This is a genomic window from Rhizobium sp. CNPSo 3670, assembly GCF_057784555.1.
Map to the genome: position 1 here is coordinate 20796 of NZ_JBXSOL010000035.1, position 16950 is coordinate 37745.

The following is a 16950-nucleotide window of genomic DNA, read 5'->3' on the forward strand; positions in this document are numbered from 1 at the left end:
AGGTCAAAAACGCCTATGCCTTCAGCGGCTGCGGGGCCGCTCGGCGGTGTCGGGAGAGCGAATATTCAAGCAGGGCCATGCCCTGCAGGATGATGAAGTTCAGAACGAGATAGATGATCGCCGCGCAGAGGAAGACCTCCATCGTCCGGTAGGTCTGCGAGATCAGCCGCTGGGCGACGCCGGTGACCTCCCAGACGGTGACGAGGCTTGCGAGCGCCGTTGATTTCATCATCAGCACGATCTCGGTGGAATAGGCCGGCAGCGCGTGGCGGAAGGCGATCGGCGCCAGGATGCGGCGCACCAGCAGGAAACCGGACATGCCAATCGAGCGCGCCGCCTCGATCTCCTTCGGCGACACGGCACGGATGCCGCCGCGGAAGATCTCCGCGGTATAGCCGGCAGTGCAGAGCGCCAAGGACAGGATGGCGCAGACCATCGGCTCGCGCAGGAACGGCCAGAGGAAGGAATAGCGGATGACGCCGAACTGGCCGAGACCGTAGAAGACCAGGAACATCTGGATCAACAGCGGCGAGCCGCGGAAGACGAAGATATAACCTTTGGCGAAGCCCGAAAGCATGCGGTTGCCGCTGACCCGCATCCAGACAATGACGAGGGCCAGCAGGCCGCCGAAGAAGATCGACAGCGAAAACAGGATCAGCGTCGTCGGCACGGCTTTCAGCAATGTGACCATGGTCGAGGCGAGAAAGGTGAAATCCATCTTCGCCTCCTTACGCCTGGCCCATGGCCGATGCCGGCATGCTGCGATTGGCGCGGCGTTCGGCGCCGTTGAAGATGCGGTCCGAAAGGCTGGTCAGGATCAGGTAGAGCGCGCCGCCGGCGATGAAGAACAGGAAATACTGCCGCGTCGAGCCCGCCGCCACCTGGCTGGTGCGCATCAGCTCGGCAAGGCCTGTGACGGAGATCAGCGCCGAATCCTTGAGACTGAGCTGCCAGACATTGCCGAGGCCCGGAATGGCGAAGCGAAGCACCTGCGGCATGATGATGCGGCGAAAGCGCAGCCCGCGGTGCATGCCGATCGCCGAGGCGGCTTCGAGTTCGCCCTTGGAAATGGCGAGGAAGGCGCCGCGGAACACTTCCGCCTGATAGGAGCCGGAGATGATGCCCACGGCAAGCGCGCCGGCGGCAAAGGACGGTAGGCCGAGGAAACCCTCGTAGCCCATCGCCTTGCCGATCGAGGTGACGGCCGAGGAGCCGCCGAAATAGATGAGATAGATGATCAGCAGTTCCGGCACGCCGCGAAACACGGTGGTATAGACATTGCCGAGCGTGATGAGGAGCGGATTGCCGGAGAGTTTCGCGAAGGCGACGACCGCGCCCAGCAACGCGCCGATCGCCAGCGCCGTCGCCGTGACGGCGAGCGTCATCAAGGCGGCGAGAATGAGCAGCGCGCCCCATCCGGTTGAACCGAAGCCGAGCAGTTCCAAGCTTGCCATATCGTCCGTTCCCCGTCCGCGGCAGTGTCTTATGGATTTGAGAATAACACGCGGTCTCCGGCGTTAAAGCCGGAGACCGCACCTGCGGCCAGAGGCCGTAAGGCTTATTGCTGCGGGCTGACGTCGACCTTGAACCATTTCATCGAAAGGTTCTTGACCGTGCCGTCGGCCAGCGTCGACTTGATCGCCTCGTTGAACTTGTCACGCAGCTCGGTATCGGCCTTGCGGATGCCGAGGCCTTCGCCTTCGCCCCAGATCGAGCCGACGATCTCCGGGCCGGTGAAAGCAAGCGCGCCGTTGGCGGCCTCAAAGGCATTGGCGAAATAGACGGCGTCGTCGAAGCCGAGGTCGATGCGGCCGTTCTGCAGGTCGAGGTCGCGATCGGCGCCGGTCTTGTATTCACGGATCTCGGCGATATCGCCGAAATTGTCATAGACGAACTTGGCATAGACGGTCGCCGCCTGGATGCCGATGGTCTTGCCCTTGAAGAGTTCCTTCAGCGCGTCGATCTCCTTCACGCCGGTCTGGCCGGGCGTCATCTTGATCGTGGCGCCGGTGCCGGCGGCATTGGCGAGCGGGCTATCCTTGGCCGTGGCGAAAGCGGCGGGAGTCGCGGCATAGGGAATGGTGAAATCAATAATCTTCCGCCGCTCTTCGGTAATCGACAGCGCATCCATGATGACGTCGAACTTGCCGGCGTTGAGCGCCGGGATCATACCGTCCCAATCGGAGGCAACCAGCGTGCATTCGATCTTGGCGCGCTCGCAGAGCACCTTGGCAAGCTCAGGCTCGAAGCCACCAAGCGTACCGTCGGCATTGGTGAGATTCCAAGGCGCATAAGCGCCCTCAAGGGTGATGGTCGCCTTCGTCCAGTCCTTGGAAAAGGCCGGAGCTGCGAAGGCGGAAAAGGCGGCGACGCCGCAAAAAAGGATTGCGCTTAATTTCATCGATGAATTCTCCTCTGGAGTTGAAACAGACCTTGCGGCACCGCCGATCTCCGCCGGCTTGCCCGTTCCGTCCTATTTTTTCGTCGAGGACTGTTCGGGAGGTTGTATATGGTACCATATGAGAAAATTTGTGATATGCAAGAGAAAAGTCGATTTATATGGCGAATTGCATCCGTGCAAAAGGAATAGGCAATGAAGCGTTCCGACGAGATGAAACGCGACCTGGCAGGAAATGACAGCACGCCGCTCTATGCCGGCGTCAAACAGGTGATCCTCGACCGCATCCACAGTGGTGAATGGCCGCCGAAATACCGCGTTCCCTCGGAAAACGAACTGGTCGTCGAGCTCGGCGTCAGCAAGATGACCGCCAACCGGGCGCTGCGCGAACTTGCCAACGAGGGCGAACTCGTCCGCATCCAGGGTGTCGGCTCCTTCGTCGCCGAGCGCAAGGGCTATTCGGCGCTGTTCGAGGTGCGCAACATCGCCGAGGAGATCGCCGAACGCGGCCATGTTCATGAGGCGTCTGTCGTCATTCTTGCCCAGGAAACCGCCTCTCCCGAGATCGCTGACAGCTTGGAACTTGAAATCGGCGCGGCGGTCTTCCACTCGCTGATCGTGCACAGCGAAAACGGCGTTCCGGTGCAGATCGAGGACCGTTTTGTCCATCCGGAAGCCGCTCCCGACTATCTCAAGCAGGACTTCACGACGCTGACGCCGAACGCCTATCTGACGGCGGCCGCCCCGCTCAGCGGCTCCGAGCATGTCGTCGAGGCGGCGATGCCGCAGGCCTGGGAATGCAAGCTGCTCACTATTCTCAAGACCGAGCCGTGCCTGACGATCCGCCGGCGCACATGGTCGGCAAAACAGGTGGTCTCGACCGCCCGCCTCGTCTATCCCGGCTATCGTTATCGGCTCGAAGCACGCAGCGGCAAGATGTTCGAAGAGTGAAAACACTCGCCATCTTGTATATGGAACCTACTGCGAGGCCGGCGTGAATCGCGCCACCAGCGCGTGGCGATCGCCCGGATAGGTGAAACGGACGTGGGTCACCGGACCGGCGCCGCTCCAGGTGCGGCGTTCGACTACCAGGCAGGCAGTGTTGCGCGGAATGTCGAGCGCCGCGGCCACCTCGGCACTGGCGGAGACCGCGTGGATCCGGTGTTCGGCCGTGCTCCACGGCACCTGGCCAAGCAGCCACGGCCCCGGCGCCACCGTCAGAAAATCGGCATCGGCGGCCTCAGGCACGGTTTCAAGGCTGATCAGCCTCTCCTCGAGGCAGAAGGGCCGCGCCCCGGCATTGTGGACGCAGACCACCTCGACGACCGAAGACGCCACGGGCAGTTCCAGCCGGCTTCTGTCTTCCGCTTTCGCCTTGCGGCTCGCCTTCTTCGAAAGCGCATAGGAATAAGGCAGGTTCAGCGACTGCACCTCAGCCTTGATGTCGTGGATTTCGAGCACGGCCGATTGCGCCTGCGGCTGGGTGACGAAGCTGCCGGATTTCTTGCGGCGCTCGATCAGGCCCGCCTTGGCGAGCTGAGTCAGCACCTTGTTCACCGTCATACGCGAGCAGTCATACTGCGTGGCGAGGTCGACCTCGAAGGGAATACGATGCCCCGGTGGCCATTCGCCCGAGACGATACGCCCCTCGATCTCGCCCAGGATGCGCTGGTGCAAGGTCAGATCCCTGCTTTGGTTCATCGCCACGTTCCGATTGGTTCTCCGGTCTAGATCGAATGCCTTGAAAGGAAAAGTGCTTTTTCAGGCAGCCAGCAACTCGCCCATTGCGGCAAGGAACCGCCGGTCGATTGCGTCGCGCTCGCGATGGCGGCCGCCTTCCACCTGCTTAAAGCCGCGCGCCCACACGCAATCGACGGAAACGCCGCCGGCAAACAGCCAGTGATCGAGGATCTGATCGCCCGAGAGGTAAGGAACGGCTGACGTATCGAGCGAAACGAGATCGGCGTGATGACCCTCGACGAGGCCGGCCGGCGCTTTCAGCGCGCCGGAGCCGCCAGCAAGTGCGTGGGTGAATAGCGAAAGCGCCGTCGATCCGCCAGGTGCCGCGACGACATTGCGGGCGCGCAACGCCAGGCGCTGCGAATATTCGAGTTGGCGCAATTCCTCCGGCAGGGAAATCCGCACGTTTGAATCCGAACCGATACCGTAACGGCCGCCCTCTTCGAGGAAGAGCGGCGCGGCAAAGGCGCCGTCGCCGAGATTGGCTTCGGTGATCGGGCAGAGGCCGGCAATCGCCCCGCTCTTCGCCATCCGCCGCGTCTCGTCCTCGGTCATATGCGTTGCATGGATGAAGCACCAGCGCTGATCGACCGGCGCATGATCGAGCAGCCATTCCACCGGCCGCGCGCCGGACCAGGCAATGCAGTCCTCGACCTCCTTCACCTGTTCGGCGACATGGATGTGGATCGGCCCGTCGCCCGCCATCGGCACAAGCTTCGCCAACTCCTCGGGAGTGGCGGCCCGCAAGCTGTGCGGCGCCAGCCCGAGTTCGGCGCCGTCGAGCCGGCCGGTCACCACACGGCACCCATCCATCAGCCTTTCGAAGCTTTCCAGCGAATTGATGAAGCGTCGCTGGCCTTCAATCGGCGCGGCACCACCGAAGCCGGAATGGGCATAAAAGACGGGCAGAAGCGTCAGGCCGATGCCGGTCTCTTCGCTCGCAGCACCGATGCGTTCGGCAAGCTCGGCGATATTGGCATAAGCGCCGCCATCCTTGTCATGGTGGAGATAGTGGAATTCGCCGACACGGGAATAGCCCGCCTCCAGCATCTCGGCATAGAGCTTGGCGGCGACTGCTTCGACATGATCGGGCGTCATCGCCAGGGCGAACTTGTACATGACCGTGCGCCAGCTCCAGAAGCTGTCACTGGCAGGCCCCCGCACTTCGGCAAGGCCGGCCATCGCTCGCTGGAAGGCATGGCTGTGCAGGTTGCCCATGGCGGGAACGATCAGGGCATGGCGCTCATTGCCGGGTGCTGCGGCAGCGTCGGGCTCGACCCGGGCGATGCGACCTTCTTCGAGCGTCAGCCGCACGTTCTTCCGCCAGCCTTGCGACGTCAGCGCCGTCTCCGCGTGAAGTATGGTCATGGCCTTCTTCTCCTCCTGCCGCGCCGCCGATCTTTCTTTTCCAGAAGAGCGCGCAAAATTTCTCTTGTCACCTGTTGATTATGTATATACATGTTTCGGCATAAGGAAAGGCGCAAAGCTGATGAGCGGGAACAATTTTTCTGAGGGTACCCCATCCGCCGATATCCGGCCGGTGCTGTGGCGAAATGCGCGACTTGCGACGCTGGCGCCCGACAGAGCAGGTCTCGGCATCATCGAAAAAGGCGCCGTGCTGACTGGAGGGGGCTGTATCGCCTTTGCCGGCGTCGAAAGCGAATTGCCGGCATCCGCCATCGAGAAATCCGAGATCGTGGATCTCGAAGGCCGCTGGGTCACCCCCGGTCTCGTCGACTGCCACACCCACATCGTTCACGGCGGCAATCGCGCCCGCGAATTCGAGATGCGCCTTGCCGGCGCGACCTACGAAGAAATCGCCCGCGCCGGCGGCGGCATCGTGTCCTCGGTGAAGGCCACCAATGCGCTGTCGGTCGAAGACCTCGTCGCCGAAGCGCTGCCGCGGCTCGATACGCTGCTTGCCGAGGGTGTCACGACGATCGAAGTGAAGTCCGGCTACGGGCTGAACCGGGCCGGCGAAGTGAAAATGCTGCAGAGCGCGCGCCTTCTCGGTCATATCAGACCGGTGCGCGTCGCCACCAGCTATCTCGGCGCGCATGCGACGCCGGTGGAATACAAAGGCCGCAACAGCGACTATCTCGACGATGTCGTGCTGCCCGGCCTCGACGACATGTATAATCTCGGCCTCGCCGATGCCGTCGACGGGTTCTGCGAGGGCATCGCCTTTTCCACGACCGAGATCGCCCGGGTCTTCGACAAGGCGAAGGCGCTCGGCCTGCCGGTCAAGCTGCATGCCGAACAGCTCTCCAATCTCGGCGGCGCCAAGCTTGCTGCGTCATACGGCGCGCTTTCAGCCGATCATCTCGAATATCTCGACGATGATGGCGTTGCCGCGATGGCGGCTGCCGGCACTGTCGCCGTGCTCCTGCCCGGCGCCTTCTACGCCATCCATGAGAAGCAGAAGCCGCCGGTCGAGGCGCTGCGCCGGGCCGGCGTGCCGATCGCGATCGCCACAGACTGCAATCCCGGCACCTCGCCGCTGACCTCGATGCTGCTGACCATGAACATGTCGGCGACGCTGTTCGGGCTCACCGTCGAGGAATGCATCGCCGGCGCCACCCGCGAAGGCGCCCGCGCTCTCGGCCTCATCGCCGAGACCGGAACGATCGAGCCCGGCAAGTCAGCCGATCTCGCCGTCTGGAATGTCGAAACCCTCGCCGAGCTCGTCTACCGCATCGGCTTCAACCCACTTCATGCGCGTATCTTCAAGGGCGAAAGGAACGGTCGATGACCATCACCCTCCACCCGGGCACCGTCTCGCTCAACGACCTCGAGACTATTTACTGGACGGGCGAGCCGGCAAGACTCGATCCCGCTTTCGATGCCGGCATAAACAAGGCCGCCGCCCGCATTGCCGAGATCGCCGCCGGCAACGCGCCGGTCTATGGCATCAATACCGGCTTCGGCAAACTTGCCTCGATCAAGATCGACAGCGCCGATGTCGCCACCCTGCAGCGCAATCTCATCTTGTCTCATTGTTGCGGCGTCGGGGCGCCGCTGCCGGAGAATATCGTGCGCCTGATCATGGCGCTGAAGCTCGTCTCGCTCGGGCGCGGCGCCTCCGGCGTGCGTCTGGAACTGGTGCGGCTGATCGAAGGCATGCTGGATAAGGGCGTCATCCCGCTGATCCCGGAAAAGGGTTCGGTCGGCGCTTCCGGCGATCTTGCGCCGCTCGCCCATATGGCGGCGGTCATGATGGGCGAGGCCGAAGCCTTTTTCGACGGCGAACGCCTTTCCGGCGCTGAAGCCCTCGAACGCTCCGGGCTGAAACCGGTCGTGCTCGCCGCCAAGGAGGGCCTGGCGCTGATCAACGGCACCCAAGCCTCGACGGCGCTGGCGCTCGCCGGCCTGTTCCGCGCCCATCGCGCCGCCCAATCCGCCTTGATCACGGGCGCCATGTCCACGGATGCGGCCATGGGCTCCTCGGCGCCCTTCCATGCCGATATCCATACACTGCGCGGCCATAAGGGGCAGATCGACACGGCAGCAGCCCTGCGCGGCCTGCTCGAAAACTCCATCATCCGCCAGAGCCATATCGAGGGCGACGAGCGGGTGCAGGACCCCTATTGCATCCGCTGCCAGCCGCAGGTCGACGGCGCCTGCCTCGATCTCTTGCGCGCGGTCGCCCGCACGCTGGAGATCGAAGCCAATGCGGTCACCGACAATCCGCTGGTGCTCTCGGATAATTCCGTCGTCTCTGGCGGCAATTTCCACGCCGAACCCGTCGCCTTCGCCGCCGACCAGATCGCGCTCGCCATCTGCGAGATCGGCGCGATCTCGCAGCGCCGCATTGCGTTGCTCGTCGACCCCACCCTCTCCTATGGCCTGCCGGCCTTCCTCGCCAGGAAGCCGGGCCTGAATTCCGGCCTTATGATCGCCGAGGTCACCTCGGCGGCGCTGATGTCGGAGAACAAGCAGATGTCGCACCCGGCCTCGGTCGATTCGACACCGACCTCTGCTAATCAGGAAGACCATGTCTCCATGGCCTGCCACGGCGCCCGGCGCCTGCTCGGCATGACCGAAAACCTATTCGCCATCATCGGCATCGAGGCGCTGACGGCAGCCCAGGGCGTCGAACTGCGTGCGCCGCTGTCGACGAGCCCGGAGCTTTTGAAGGCGATCGCTGCGATCCGCGCCCAGGTGCCGAGCCTCGAGAGTGATCGTTACTTGGCGGGGGATCTCGCCGCCGCCGCCGCACTGGTGGCGACGGGGGCGCTGAATGATTCAGTTTCGACAGGCATTTTGCCGGTTTTGGAGGGTTGATGGTGATGTCTGCGCACTTTGCACCCCCCGCTGCCCTGTCGGGCATCTCCCCCACAGGTGGGGAGATCGGCTGGGCGGAGCCGCTCGCTCCAATATTAATTGTTTGGCACAGCCCCATCCGCGGGTCGATCTTCCCCCTTGTGGGGGTCCGAAGGACGGGTCGAGACCCGCGGCTCGACCCCGGGTCCGGCAGGACAGAGGGGGGTAACGCCCGCAACGCCGGAGCGCTTTGCCCATGACCGCACCATACGAAACCCGCCAGGGCACCTCGCCGATCATCCTCGGCTTCCCCCACACCGGCACCGAGGTGCCGCCCGACATCGCCGACCGCCTCAACGACAATGGCCGTATCCTCGCCGATACCGACTGGCACATCCACCACCTCTATGACGGGCTGGTCGACAACATCACGACCGTGCGTGCCACCTTCCATCGCTACGTGATCGACGCCAACCGCGATCCAGCCGGCGTCAGTCTTTATCCCGGCCAGAACACCACCGGTCTCGTTCCGGAAACGGACTTCGACGGCAGACCGATCTGGAAGGATGGGCAGGCGCCTGACGAGGCCGATATCGCGGCGCGGCTCAGGGATTTCCATGCGCCCTATCATGCCGCCCTTGCCGCCGAGATCGAACGCGTCAGGGCAATCCATGGCGTGGCGATCCTCTACGATTGCCACTCGATCCGCTCGCATATTCCTTTCCTGTTCGAAGGCAAGCTGCCGGATTTCAATATCGGCACCGACATGGGCAGGACCTGCGACAGCGCCATCGAGCAGGCGACGCTCACCGTCACGCAAGCTGCCGAAGGTTACGACAGCGTGCTCAACGGCCGCTTCAAGGGGGGCTGGACGACTCGCCACTACGGCCGGCCCGAGACGGGCGTGCATGCGATCCAGATGGAGCTCGCGCAATCGACCCATCTGCAGACCGAGACGCCGCCCTTCGCCTATGACGCCGCCAAGGCCGACAGGCTTCGCATTCATCTCAAAGACATTCTGATGCGCATCGAACAGATCGCACCGGGCCTGAAACGCTGACGATTGAAACCTGAGAACAGGGGAACAGCCATGACCAATCCACGCCACAATATCCGTGAAATCCGCGCGCCCCGCGGCAACGATCTCAATGCCAAGAGCTGGATGACCGAAGCGCCGTTGCGCATGCTGATGAACAATCTCGATCCCGACGTCGCCGAAAATCCCAACGAGCTCGTCGTCTATGGCGGCATCGGGCGCGCCGCGCGCACCTGGGAGGATTTCGACCGCATCGTCGCGACGCTGAAGACGCTGACGGAAGAGGAAACCCTGCTCGTCCAATCCGGCAAGCCGGTCGGCGTCTTCCGCACCCACAAGGATGCGCCGCGGGTGCTGATCGCCAATTCCAATCTGGTGCCGCATTGGGCGACCTGGGACCATTTCAACGAGTTGGACAAGAAGGGTCTTGCCATGTATGGCCAGATGACGGCCGGTTCGTGGATCTATATCGGCACGCAGGGCATCGTGCAGGGCACCTACGAGACCTTCGTCGAGGCCGGCCGCCAGCACTACGGCGGCAATCTCAAGGGCAAATGGATCCTGACAGGGGGCCTCGGCGGCATGGGCGGCGCCCAGCCGCTCGCCGCCGTCATGGCTGGTGCTTGCTGCCTTGCCGTCGAATGCAATCCGGATTCGATCGATTTCCGCCTGCGCACCCGCTATCTCGACGCCAAGGCCGAAACGCTCGACGAGGCACTCGCGATGATCGACCGCTGGACGAAGGCAGGCGAAGCCAAGTCCGTCGGCCTGCTCGGCAATGCCGCCGAGATCCTGCCGGAAATGGTTCGCCGCAGCATCCGCCCCGACATCGTCACCGACCAGACCTCGGCGCATGATCCGATCAACGGCTACCTGCCGAAAGGCTGGACTATGGCCGAGTGGAAGGCTAAGCGCGAAAGCGATCCGAAGGCTGTGGAAAAGGCGGCGCGCGCCTCGATGCGCGAGCATGTCGAGGCGATGATCGCCTTCTGGAACGCCGGCATTCCCACACTCGACTACGGCAACAATATCCGTCAGGTCGCCAAGGATGAAGGCCTGGAAAACGCCTTCGCCTTCCCCGGCTTCGTGCCTGCCTATATAAGACCGCTGTTCTGCCGCGGCATCGGCCCCTTCCGCTGGGCAGCCCTCTCGGGCGACCCGGAGGATATTTACAAGACCGACGCCAAGGTGAAGGAGCTGCTGCCCGACAACAAGCACCTGCACAACTGGCTCGACATGGCTAGGGAGCGCATTTCCTTCCAGGGCCTGCCGGCGCGTATCTGCTGGGTCGGCCTCGGCGATCGTCACCGCCTGGCTTTGGCCTTCAATGAAATGGTCAAAAACGGCGAGCTTTCCGCGCCGATCGTCATCGGCCGCGACCACCTCGATTCCGGCTCGGTCGCCTCGCCGAACCGCGAAACCGAGGCGATGAAGGACGGCTCCGACGCCGTCTCAGACTGGCCGCTGCTCAACGCCCTGCTCAACACCGCCTCTGGCGCCACCTGGGTGTCGCTGCATCACGGCGGCGGCGTTGGCATGGGCTTCTCGCAGCACTCCGGCGTCGTCATCTGTGCCGACGGCACGGATGATGCGGCAAAGCGTCTCGAGCGCGTGCTCTGGAACGATCCCGCGACCGGCGTCATGCGCCACGCCGATGCCGGCTACGACATCGCCCTCGATTGCGCCCGGGACAAGGGCCTGCGCCTGCCCGGCATCCTCGGAAACTGAACCTCATGAGGATCCTGCGCGCCGGCGATCACAAGCGCATGCCGTGGAAGAACGGCAAGGGAGAGACGGTGGAGATCGCCGTCTCTCCGCCAGGCGCCCCGATCGACGATTTCGACTGGCGCATCAGCATGGCAGCGGTCGCGGAGGACGGACCGTTTTCGATTTTCCCGGGCATCGACCGGACGCTGGCGGTCCTCGACGGCAACGGCATGGTGCTCGAGATCGACGGCAGCGCTGCTGTCCTGCTGACGACACAAAGCACTCCTCTTGCCTTCCCGGCTGATGTCCCCGTCACCGCCAGGCTCGAAGACGGCGCGATCACCGATCTCAACGTCATGACGCGCCGGGCCGGCCTCACCCATAGCCTCGCCCGAATCGACATCGACGGCGCCACGCGCCTGCCGTTGCCATCGCCGACATGCCTGTTCCTCTGCCACCGCGGCATGGTGTCATTCCGCCGGTCGGGCGAGACCGGGACGCTTGCAGCCGGCGACGCGCTGCTGATCGAGGATATGACGATAGCTGCGCTTGATATCGACGGCCAGGCCAGATGTTATCTCATCTCGATCGCTACTCACTGATTTTCCCTTAACTCTTTGGAATTTCGACCGATTTCGGAAAAAATCAGGGTGCCAGCATCGGCGATCGCGATATCAGGCCATGGACGCCGTTCCTGCTTTCGGTCTAAACTTTGCCCTTCTGATGCAGAAGAAGACCTAGACTGCCCGCGACATCAAGGGCGGCAAGGGAGCAGGTGTGACGGATCCATACGATATTCTCGGCGTTGAACGCGATGCGGACGAGGCGAAGCTGAAGGCGGCCTACCGGCGCCTGGCAAAGGTCGCCCATCCTGATTCGGGCGGCGATACGGAAGCCTTCGACAATCTGCAGAAAGCCTATGCGCTGCTTCTCGATCCGGTCCGCCGCAAGGTCTATGACGATACCGGCTATGACGTCGAGTTCGCCGATGCGGCCGAGCTGCAGGCGCTTGTGATGATCGAGAAGCTCGTGACCGACGCCGTGCTCGACGAGCGGGCGCCGGGCAGTTTCGACCCGGTCGCGGTGATGCAGGAAAGCCTCTCCGAGGAACTGCGCAAGGCGCGGTTCAGCAAGAGCGAGCTGGAACGCCACGCCTCGCGCGTCGGCCTGCATCTGGAGCGGTTGGAAAAGCAGTCCGGCCGTGATGTGCTCGCCCATATGTTCCGCGCCCGCATCGAAGCGATCTCCAAGGCGGTCGCGGAAACCGAGGCGAAGATCAAGGCGGCCGAACGCGCCGCCGACATGCTGAGCGGCTACGTCTACGATCTCGATCCGTCGTTGCTGCCGGAGGCTTCTGTGACCAATCTCGAATGGATCGAGACCTCCAGAAACCGCTCCACCGGCTGACGCAGCGCGCGCTAAAACCGTCAGTAGGACAGCTTCGGATACCAGTCCGGCGCCCGGCCTTCCGGCGTCGTGTCGATCAGCGTCCAGAGCGGCATCAGATCGGGCGCGCCGCGCGGATCCTCGCCGGGATCAGCCGTCACGCCGCCCATTTCCTGGCTCCAGAAGTGGCGGATCGTGCCGTCGCGCCGCGTGAAGACGTTGTAGGCGGCGTCATCGCCGCCGCCTCTGCCTATGGCGTGATAGTCGCGGCTGTAATCGCCCGACGGATCGGAATAAAGCGGCAGGTGGTGCCAGCCGCGCTCCTTCTTGAAGGCGAGCAGTCTGCCGATCGGCGAAAGCGCGACCACCGCAAGGGCGGCGCGCTGCTGGATATCCGGCACCTCGCCATCCCAGGTCGACAGCAGCGAGGTGCACATGGGGCATGGACGCTCGCGCTCCGGCCCGAACATGTAGCTATAGACGATCAGCGTCTCCTTGTCGGCAAAGAGCTCGCTGAGCGAGATCGGCCCGTCGGCACCTTCGAAGCGATAATCCTTCTTCACCTCGCCGCCCGGCGGCAGCGCCCGGCGCTGTCTTGCCACGCGCTCGATGTGCCGGCGCAATTCGATCTCTTCGGCCAACAGCGCATCGCGGGCGATACGATATTCCTCGCTCTCATTCGGGAAACGAACGCCATTCTTGGCCGCGAGTACGGCGGCAGGTACCAGCTGACGGTTATCCATGACAATCCTCCTGTCGTTGCCTGATGATGTGCCGACCTCAGGGCAATATGCAGCACATCGTTGGAATGACGATCGGAAGATGCGAAAATCGACAGGGCGGCGAAAAATATCCCACTTCGGAATTCCGAAATTCCTCCGCTTCGGGATTCCGAAATTCGAGCCGGTTTGCGCGGCATTCTCCCGGAGAAATAGTCAAGGATTTCAAAGCCTCATCCTATCTCGGGATTCCGAAGTGCTATATAGATCTTGGTGGGGTTATGCACGCTCGCCACACAATACTGCTCGAACGTCCGGATGCCTGAACGCAAAAAGGGCGCTCGACCCTTGCGGGGAGCGCCCTTATCCTGTCGGACAGCGAACAGCTCGACGACGTCGATACCGGGCGCATCCATTTTTCAGGCAGGCCCGCTATATGGACGCTTGCATTCGCCGTTTCAAGGGCTTTTTGCATCATCTTTAGCATGCGGCCACTAAAGGGCGGCGCCGGTCACCGGATTGACCACCGGCCGCTCGCTTTTGTCGCCCTCCCCAGCCGGCTGCACGGCCGGCGGCGCCATCGATTCGGCGTCGGCGGGTTCCGGCTTGCCGGGAACGGCATTGACGTCCTTGGGACGGCGCTGCTCGGGCTTTACGTTTTCATCATTCGTCGACATTGTCTGTCTCCTTTCCAGGGAAGAAGTCCGGGCTGCCGACATGGTTCCGGGGGCGGATGGAGGATTGCCGATGCTCGAGAGATTTTTGCTGCAGGGGCCGCAGGATGCGCGCTTCACCATCCTTCTTGCCCATGGCGCCGGCGCGCCGATGGATTCAGCTTCGATGACAGCGGCGGCCGACGCGCTTGCCGGCGTCGGCTTTCGCGTCGCCAGGTTCGAATTCGCCTATATGGCCGCCCGCCGCACCGCGGAAGGGCGCAAGCCGCCGCCGCGCGCCGAAACTCTCAACCCCGAATATGAGGCGGCGATTGCCGCGCTCGACGCCGGCGGTCCTCTCATCATCGGCGGCAAGTCGATGGGCGGACGGGTTGCGAGCATGGTCGCAGACGGTCTCTACGACAGGGGAAAGATCACTGGCCTGCTCTGCCTCGGCTATCCCTTCCATCCACCTGGCCAGCCGGAGAAGCTGCGCACCGGCCACCTCAAAAGGCTCGCGACACCCGCGCTGATCTGCCAGGGTACGCGCGACGAGTTCGGGACAAAGGACGAGGTGCCGGGCTATGATCTCTCCAACAGGATCGAGATCCTCTGGCTTGAGGACGGCGACCACGACCTGAAGCCGCGCAAGAAAATCTCCGGCTTCTCCGCTGCCGGCCACCTCGCCGCGATGGCAAAGGCGGCAAAGGCGTGGGCCGAACGCCTGCCGCTTTAGGCACCGCCTTTTGGCCGTCGTCGGGTGGAAAGCTTCCTCACATCGATGCGCCGGTCGGCGGCGAAAACAGTGATTTCGAAATGATCGGCCTGCACCACGTCGCGGATATTCCTCGGCCGGTGCGCCGCGACGTTCACCCCGCCTCTCAGCCGCACGCTGTCATAAAGAATGCCGGCGCCGCCACTCGAGCGCACCTCTTCGCCGAGCACCTGCGATGCAGCGTAGCTCGTGCCGTCATAGATATCGGGCCGCAGCGTCTGTTCGCCGCGAATGTCGAGATAGTAGCCGATCAGGGTGGCGGTATAACTGCGATAGGTGCGCGCCATCGTCGCCACCCCACGCGCCACAGCCTCGCGGCGGAGATGATGACCGACCTCGGCGGCGGCTGTCTTCAGATTGTCGGCGGCATACCAGGCGCCGAGATCGGGGCCATTGAACCGCATGCCGCCGGCTGCGACATGCAGGAATGCCGCCATTACGATGCTGGCATTGGGCGTCCCGTAAACCCATTCGTTTTCGGGAAGCCGCCGGATGCGGTCGGCCACGAGCCGGTCATTGGTCCATCCCACAAGTTCCATGACGGCTTCGAGATCGGCCGCCCTCGCCACAGTATCGAAGAGACCGATCGGCGGAAATTGCGACGGGATCAGCCGGTAGGACGGTCGCGGCGCCTCGGCGAAACGGTCGCTCACCGGAAGACGATGTCCGCGTCTTCGTAGGGCGTGAATGCCTCGTCGAGCCGGTTCGGCGGCATATAGAGCCCGCCGCGCGCGCCGTCGAGAAACCGGCGCACAGTTATCAGCCCGTCCTGGGTGCCACTTGTGACGATATCGAGCGGCGGGTGGCCGCCGAAGACAGGCGCCTGATGCGGCGTTCGCAGCCAGTCGATTCCGGCGCGTTCGTCGGCAAACAGCACGCCGAGCGCCTGGTGGATGCCGAGCACGGCGGAGATCCGGGTCAACGTATCGACATCGAGGGTGAAGGCGCCGTGCTCACGCGCCTGCTTGGCCCAGCTGTGATAGGTCGAGCGGGAGGGATAACCGAGCACGAGGAGGCGCTGTTCTTCAGTGAGCCCCCAGAGATCGGCGATCGCCAGGAAGGTCCGCAAGGCCGGCGGGCTCAGCCGCCTTCGATTGGCCGGCGCAAACCGCTGCGTTTCCAGCCGCTCCTGCTCCCTGTGTCTTGCCTGCTGCATGGCGTTCTCCTGTCTTGAACTAGATTTAGTCCAAATGTGGGCATCCGGCAAGCAAATTGGAAGTGGGACTTCAGGATAGCTCTCCGGCCGCCTCGCGGATCGTCTGCATCAGGATCGATTGCGGTAGCGATGGCACCGCATCGGCGCGCATCGTCAGCCCGACCGGCCCCTTGGTTTCGCCGGTGTCGATCGGCAGAAGCGCCAGCCGCCCATCGGCGACATCGCCTGCCACCACGCCGTTGGAAATGATCCAGATCGCATCGCTTGCCCTCAGGAAGGCGCGGCCGAAGGAGTCCGACACCGTCTCAATCTGGTTCGGCAGGCTGGAAATACCGTTGGCGATGAGGAAATTTTCCACGACCGGCCGGATGATCGAGCCGCGCGTCGGCATCAGCACCGTGTAGTCGGCGAAACCGGCAAAGGGCGATTGCCGGCCATCGAGCAGCGGATGGCCGGGACGCACGGCAAACACCACCTGCTCGGAATAGAGATGTTCGAAGGAAAAGCCCGCCATCTTCTCAGCTCCGGCCAGGCGGCCAACCACGAGGTCGAGATCGCCGACGCGAAGCTGCTCCAGGAGCACGGCGTTTTCGCCGGTGACGATCTTCACCCGGCTCCGGGTATTTTCATTGAGGAAGAGTTCCATCGCCCGCGGCATGATGCGCGACGACACCGTCGGCAGGGCGCCGATCCGGATCGGCGGCGCATCGGCGAACTGCTCCTGCGAGACGGAATCGAGACCCTGGCGCAGCGCCGTCAGCGCGGCGCCTGCATGCCGCAAGAAAACCTCGCCGTAACGGGTGATCTTGATGCCGCGACCGTCGCGCTCGAACACGGCAACACCCAGCACCTCTTCCAGTTCGCGGATCGTCTTCGTCACCGCCGGCTGGCTGACATGCAGCAACTCCGCCGCCTTCATGACGCTCTTCTGCCGCGCCACCTCGACAAAGGTCTGCAGATGACGAACCTTGACGCGGCTGTCGATCATTCCATAACTCCCGGGTTATCGAGATGCCTGAAAATATCATTTTACTTAACCGGATCAACCATTCAGTTTTGCGCCAAGAGATGGTGGCGAGTTGACGAGAAGGCGCAATCGGTCATCCTCGGCCTTGAC

At 63.3% G+C, this 16950-nt stretch carries 18 protein-coding genes; 8 read left to right on the forward strand and 10 right to left on the reverse strand.

Features of this window, described 5'->3' with window-relative positions; all coding sequences use genetic code 11:
* Positions 1-13 precede the first annotated feature (13 nt).
* The 3 genes from AC13QO_RS25775 to AC13QO_RS25785 all read right to left on the reverse strand — a co-directional run bounded on the left by AC13QO_RS25775 (position 14) and on the right by AC13QO_RS25785 (position 2401).
* Positions 14-718: an ABC transporter permease gene (locus AC13QO_RS25775; RefSeq protein ID WP_085780930.1), complete on the reverse strand. Its 705-nt coding sequence runs from the start codon at positions 716-718 to the stop codon at positions 14-16.
* Positions 719-728: 10 nt separating this feature from the next.
* A complete protein-coding gene (locus AC13QO_RS25780; protein ID WP_285195558.1) occupies positions 729-1454 on the reverse strand; it encodes an ABC transporter permease in 726 nt (241 codons plus the stop codon).
* Between the two features lie 104 nt (positions 1455-1558).
* Positions 1559-2401 carry a transporter substrate-binding domain-containing protein gene (locus AC13QO_RS25785; protein WP_085780928.1) on the reverse strand — a complete coding sequence of 281 codons (843 nt, stop codon included), beginning with the start codon at positions 2399-2401 and terminating at the stop codon, positions 1559-1561.
* A 192-nt stretch (positions 2402-2593) separates the two neighbouring features.
* Here AC13QO_RS25785 and hutC (AC13QO_RS25790) point away from each other — a divergent pair, with 192 nt between their 5' ends.
* Entirely contained in the window at positions 2594-3349 is a 756-nt protein-coding gene (hutC, locus tag AC13QO_RS25790) for a histidine utilization transcriptional repressor HutC (RefSeq protein ID WP_085780927.1), read from the forward strand.
* Between the two features lie 27 nt (positions 3350-3376).
* On the opposite strand, the gene hutC (AC13QO_RS25795) is transcribed toward hutC (AC13QO_RS25790), so the two are convergent.
* Positions 3377-4099 carry a histidine utilization transcriptional repressor HutC gene (gene hutC / locus AC13QO_RS25795; RefSeq protein ID WP_085780926.1) on the reverse strand — a complete coding sequence of 241 codons (723 nt, stop codon included), beginning with the start codon at positions 4097-4099 and terminating at the stop codon, positions 3377-3379.
* A 60-nt stretch (positions 4100-4159) separates the two neighbouring features.
* On the reverse strand, positions 4160-5506 hold the full coding sequence (locus AC13QO_RS25800; RefSeq protein WP_085780925.1) for a formimidoylglutamate deiminase: 1347 nt from the start codon (positions 5504-5506) through the stop codon (positions 4160-4162).
* Positions 5507-5627: 121 nt separating this feature from the next.
* On the opposite strand from AC13QO_RS25800, the gene hutI reads away from it, so the two are divergent.
* The 6 genes from hutI to AC13QO_RS25830 all read left to right on the forward strand — a co-directional run bounded on the left by hutI (position 5628) and on the right by AC13QO_RS25830 (position 12551).
* Positions 5628-6890: an imidazolonepropionase gene (hutI, locus tag AC13QO_RS25805; protein ID WP_488542256.1), complete on the forward strand. Its 1263-nt coding sequence runs from the start codon at positions 5628-5630 to the stop codon at positions 6888-6890.
* Complete coding sequence (gene hutH, locus AC13QO_RS25810) at positions 6887-8422, forward strand: histidine ammonia-lyase (RefSeq protein ID WP_085780923.1); 1536 nt, start codon at positions 6887-6889, stop codon at positions 8420-8422. The genes hutI and hutH overlap by 4 nt, the downstream gene beginning before the upstream one ends.
* A 235-nt stretch (positions 8423-8657) precedes the next feature.
* On the forward strand, positions 8658-9461 hold the full coding sequence (hutG, locus tag AC13QO_RS25815; RefSeq protein ID WP_488542257.1) for an N-formylglutamate deformylase: 804 nt from the start codon (positions 8658-8660) through the stop codon (positions 9459-9461).
* Between the two features lie 30 nt (positions 9462-9491).
* A complete protein-coding gene (gene hutU / locus AC13QO_RS25820; RefSeq protein ID WP_085780921.1) occupies positions 9492-11165 on the forward strand; it encodes a urocanate hydratase in 1674 nt (557 codons plus the stop codon).
* A gap of 5 nt (positions 11166-11170) precedes the next feature.
* On the forward strand, positions 11171-11746 hold the full coding sequence (locus AC13QO_RS25825; protein ID WP_285195566.1) for a HutD/Ves family protein: 576 nt from the start codon (positions 11171-11173) through the stop codon (positions 11744-11746).
* Positions 11747-11921: 175 nt separating this feature from the next.
* Positions 11922-12551, forward strand: coding sequence for a J domain-containing protein (locus tag AC13QO_RS25830; protein ID WP_011427926.1), 630 nt, complete (start codon positions 11922-11924; stop codon positions 12549-12551).
* A gap of 20 nt (positions 12552-12571) precedes the next feature.
* Here AC13QO_RS25830 and AC13QO_RS25835 read toward each other — a convergent pair whose 3' ends face one another.
* Positions 12572-13273 (reverse strand): DUF899 family protein, encoded by a 702-nt coding sequence (locus AC13QO_RS25835; RefSeq protein ID WP_488542258.1) that lies wholly within the window; start codon positions 13271-13273, stop codon positions 12572-12574.
* Between the two features lie 470 nt (positions 13274-13743).
* Positions 13744-13926 (reverse strand): hypothetical protein, encoded by a 183-nt coding sequence (locus AC13QO_RS25840; RefSeq protein ID WP_085780917.1) that lies wholly within the window; start codon positions 13924-13926, stop codon positions 13744-13746.
* 70 nt (positions 13927-13996) lie between these two features.
* Here AC13QO_RS25840 and AC13QO_RS25845 point away from each other — a divergent pair, with 70 nt between their 5' ends.
* The gene (locus AC13QO_RS25845; protein ID WP_488542259.1) at positions 13997-14638 is read left to right on the forward strand and encodes an alpha/beta hydrolase family protein; all 642 of its coding nucleotides are present in this window, start codon (positions 13997-13999) and stop codon (positions 14636-14638) included.
* On the opposite strand, the gene AC13QO_RS25850 is transcribed toward AC13QO_RS25845, so the two are convergent.
* The 3 genes from AC13QO_RS25850 to pcaQ all read right to left on the reverse strand — a co-directional run bounded on the left by AC13QO_RS25850 (position 14635) and on the right by pcaQ (position 16821).
* A complete protein-coding gene (locus AC13QO_RS25850; protein WP_488542260.1) occupies positions 14635-15330 on the reverse strand; it encodes an RES family NAD+ phosphorylase in 696 nt (231 codons plus the stop codon). The two genes, AC13QO_RS25845 and AC13QO_RS25850, sit on opposite strands and share 4 nt — an antisense overlap.
* Positions 15327-15833, reverse strand: coding sequence for an antitoxin Xre/MbcA/ParS toxin-binding domain-containing protein (locus AC13QO_RS25855; protein WP_488542261.1), 507 nt, complete (start codon positions 15831-15833; stop codon positions 15327-15329). Before AC13QO_RS25855 ends, AC13QO_RS25850 begins: the two co-directional genes overlap by 4 nt.
* 70 nt (positions 15834-15903) lie before the next feature.
* Positions 15904-16821 (reverse strand): pca operon transcription factor PcaQ, encoded by a 918-nt coding sequence (pcaQ, locus tag AC13QO_RS25860; RefSeq protein ID WP_085780913.1) that lies wholly within the window; start codon positions 16819-16821, stop codon positions 15904-15906.
* Between the last annotated feature and the right edge of the window lie 129 nt (positions 16822-16950).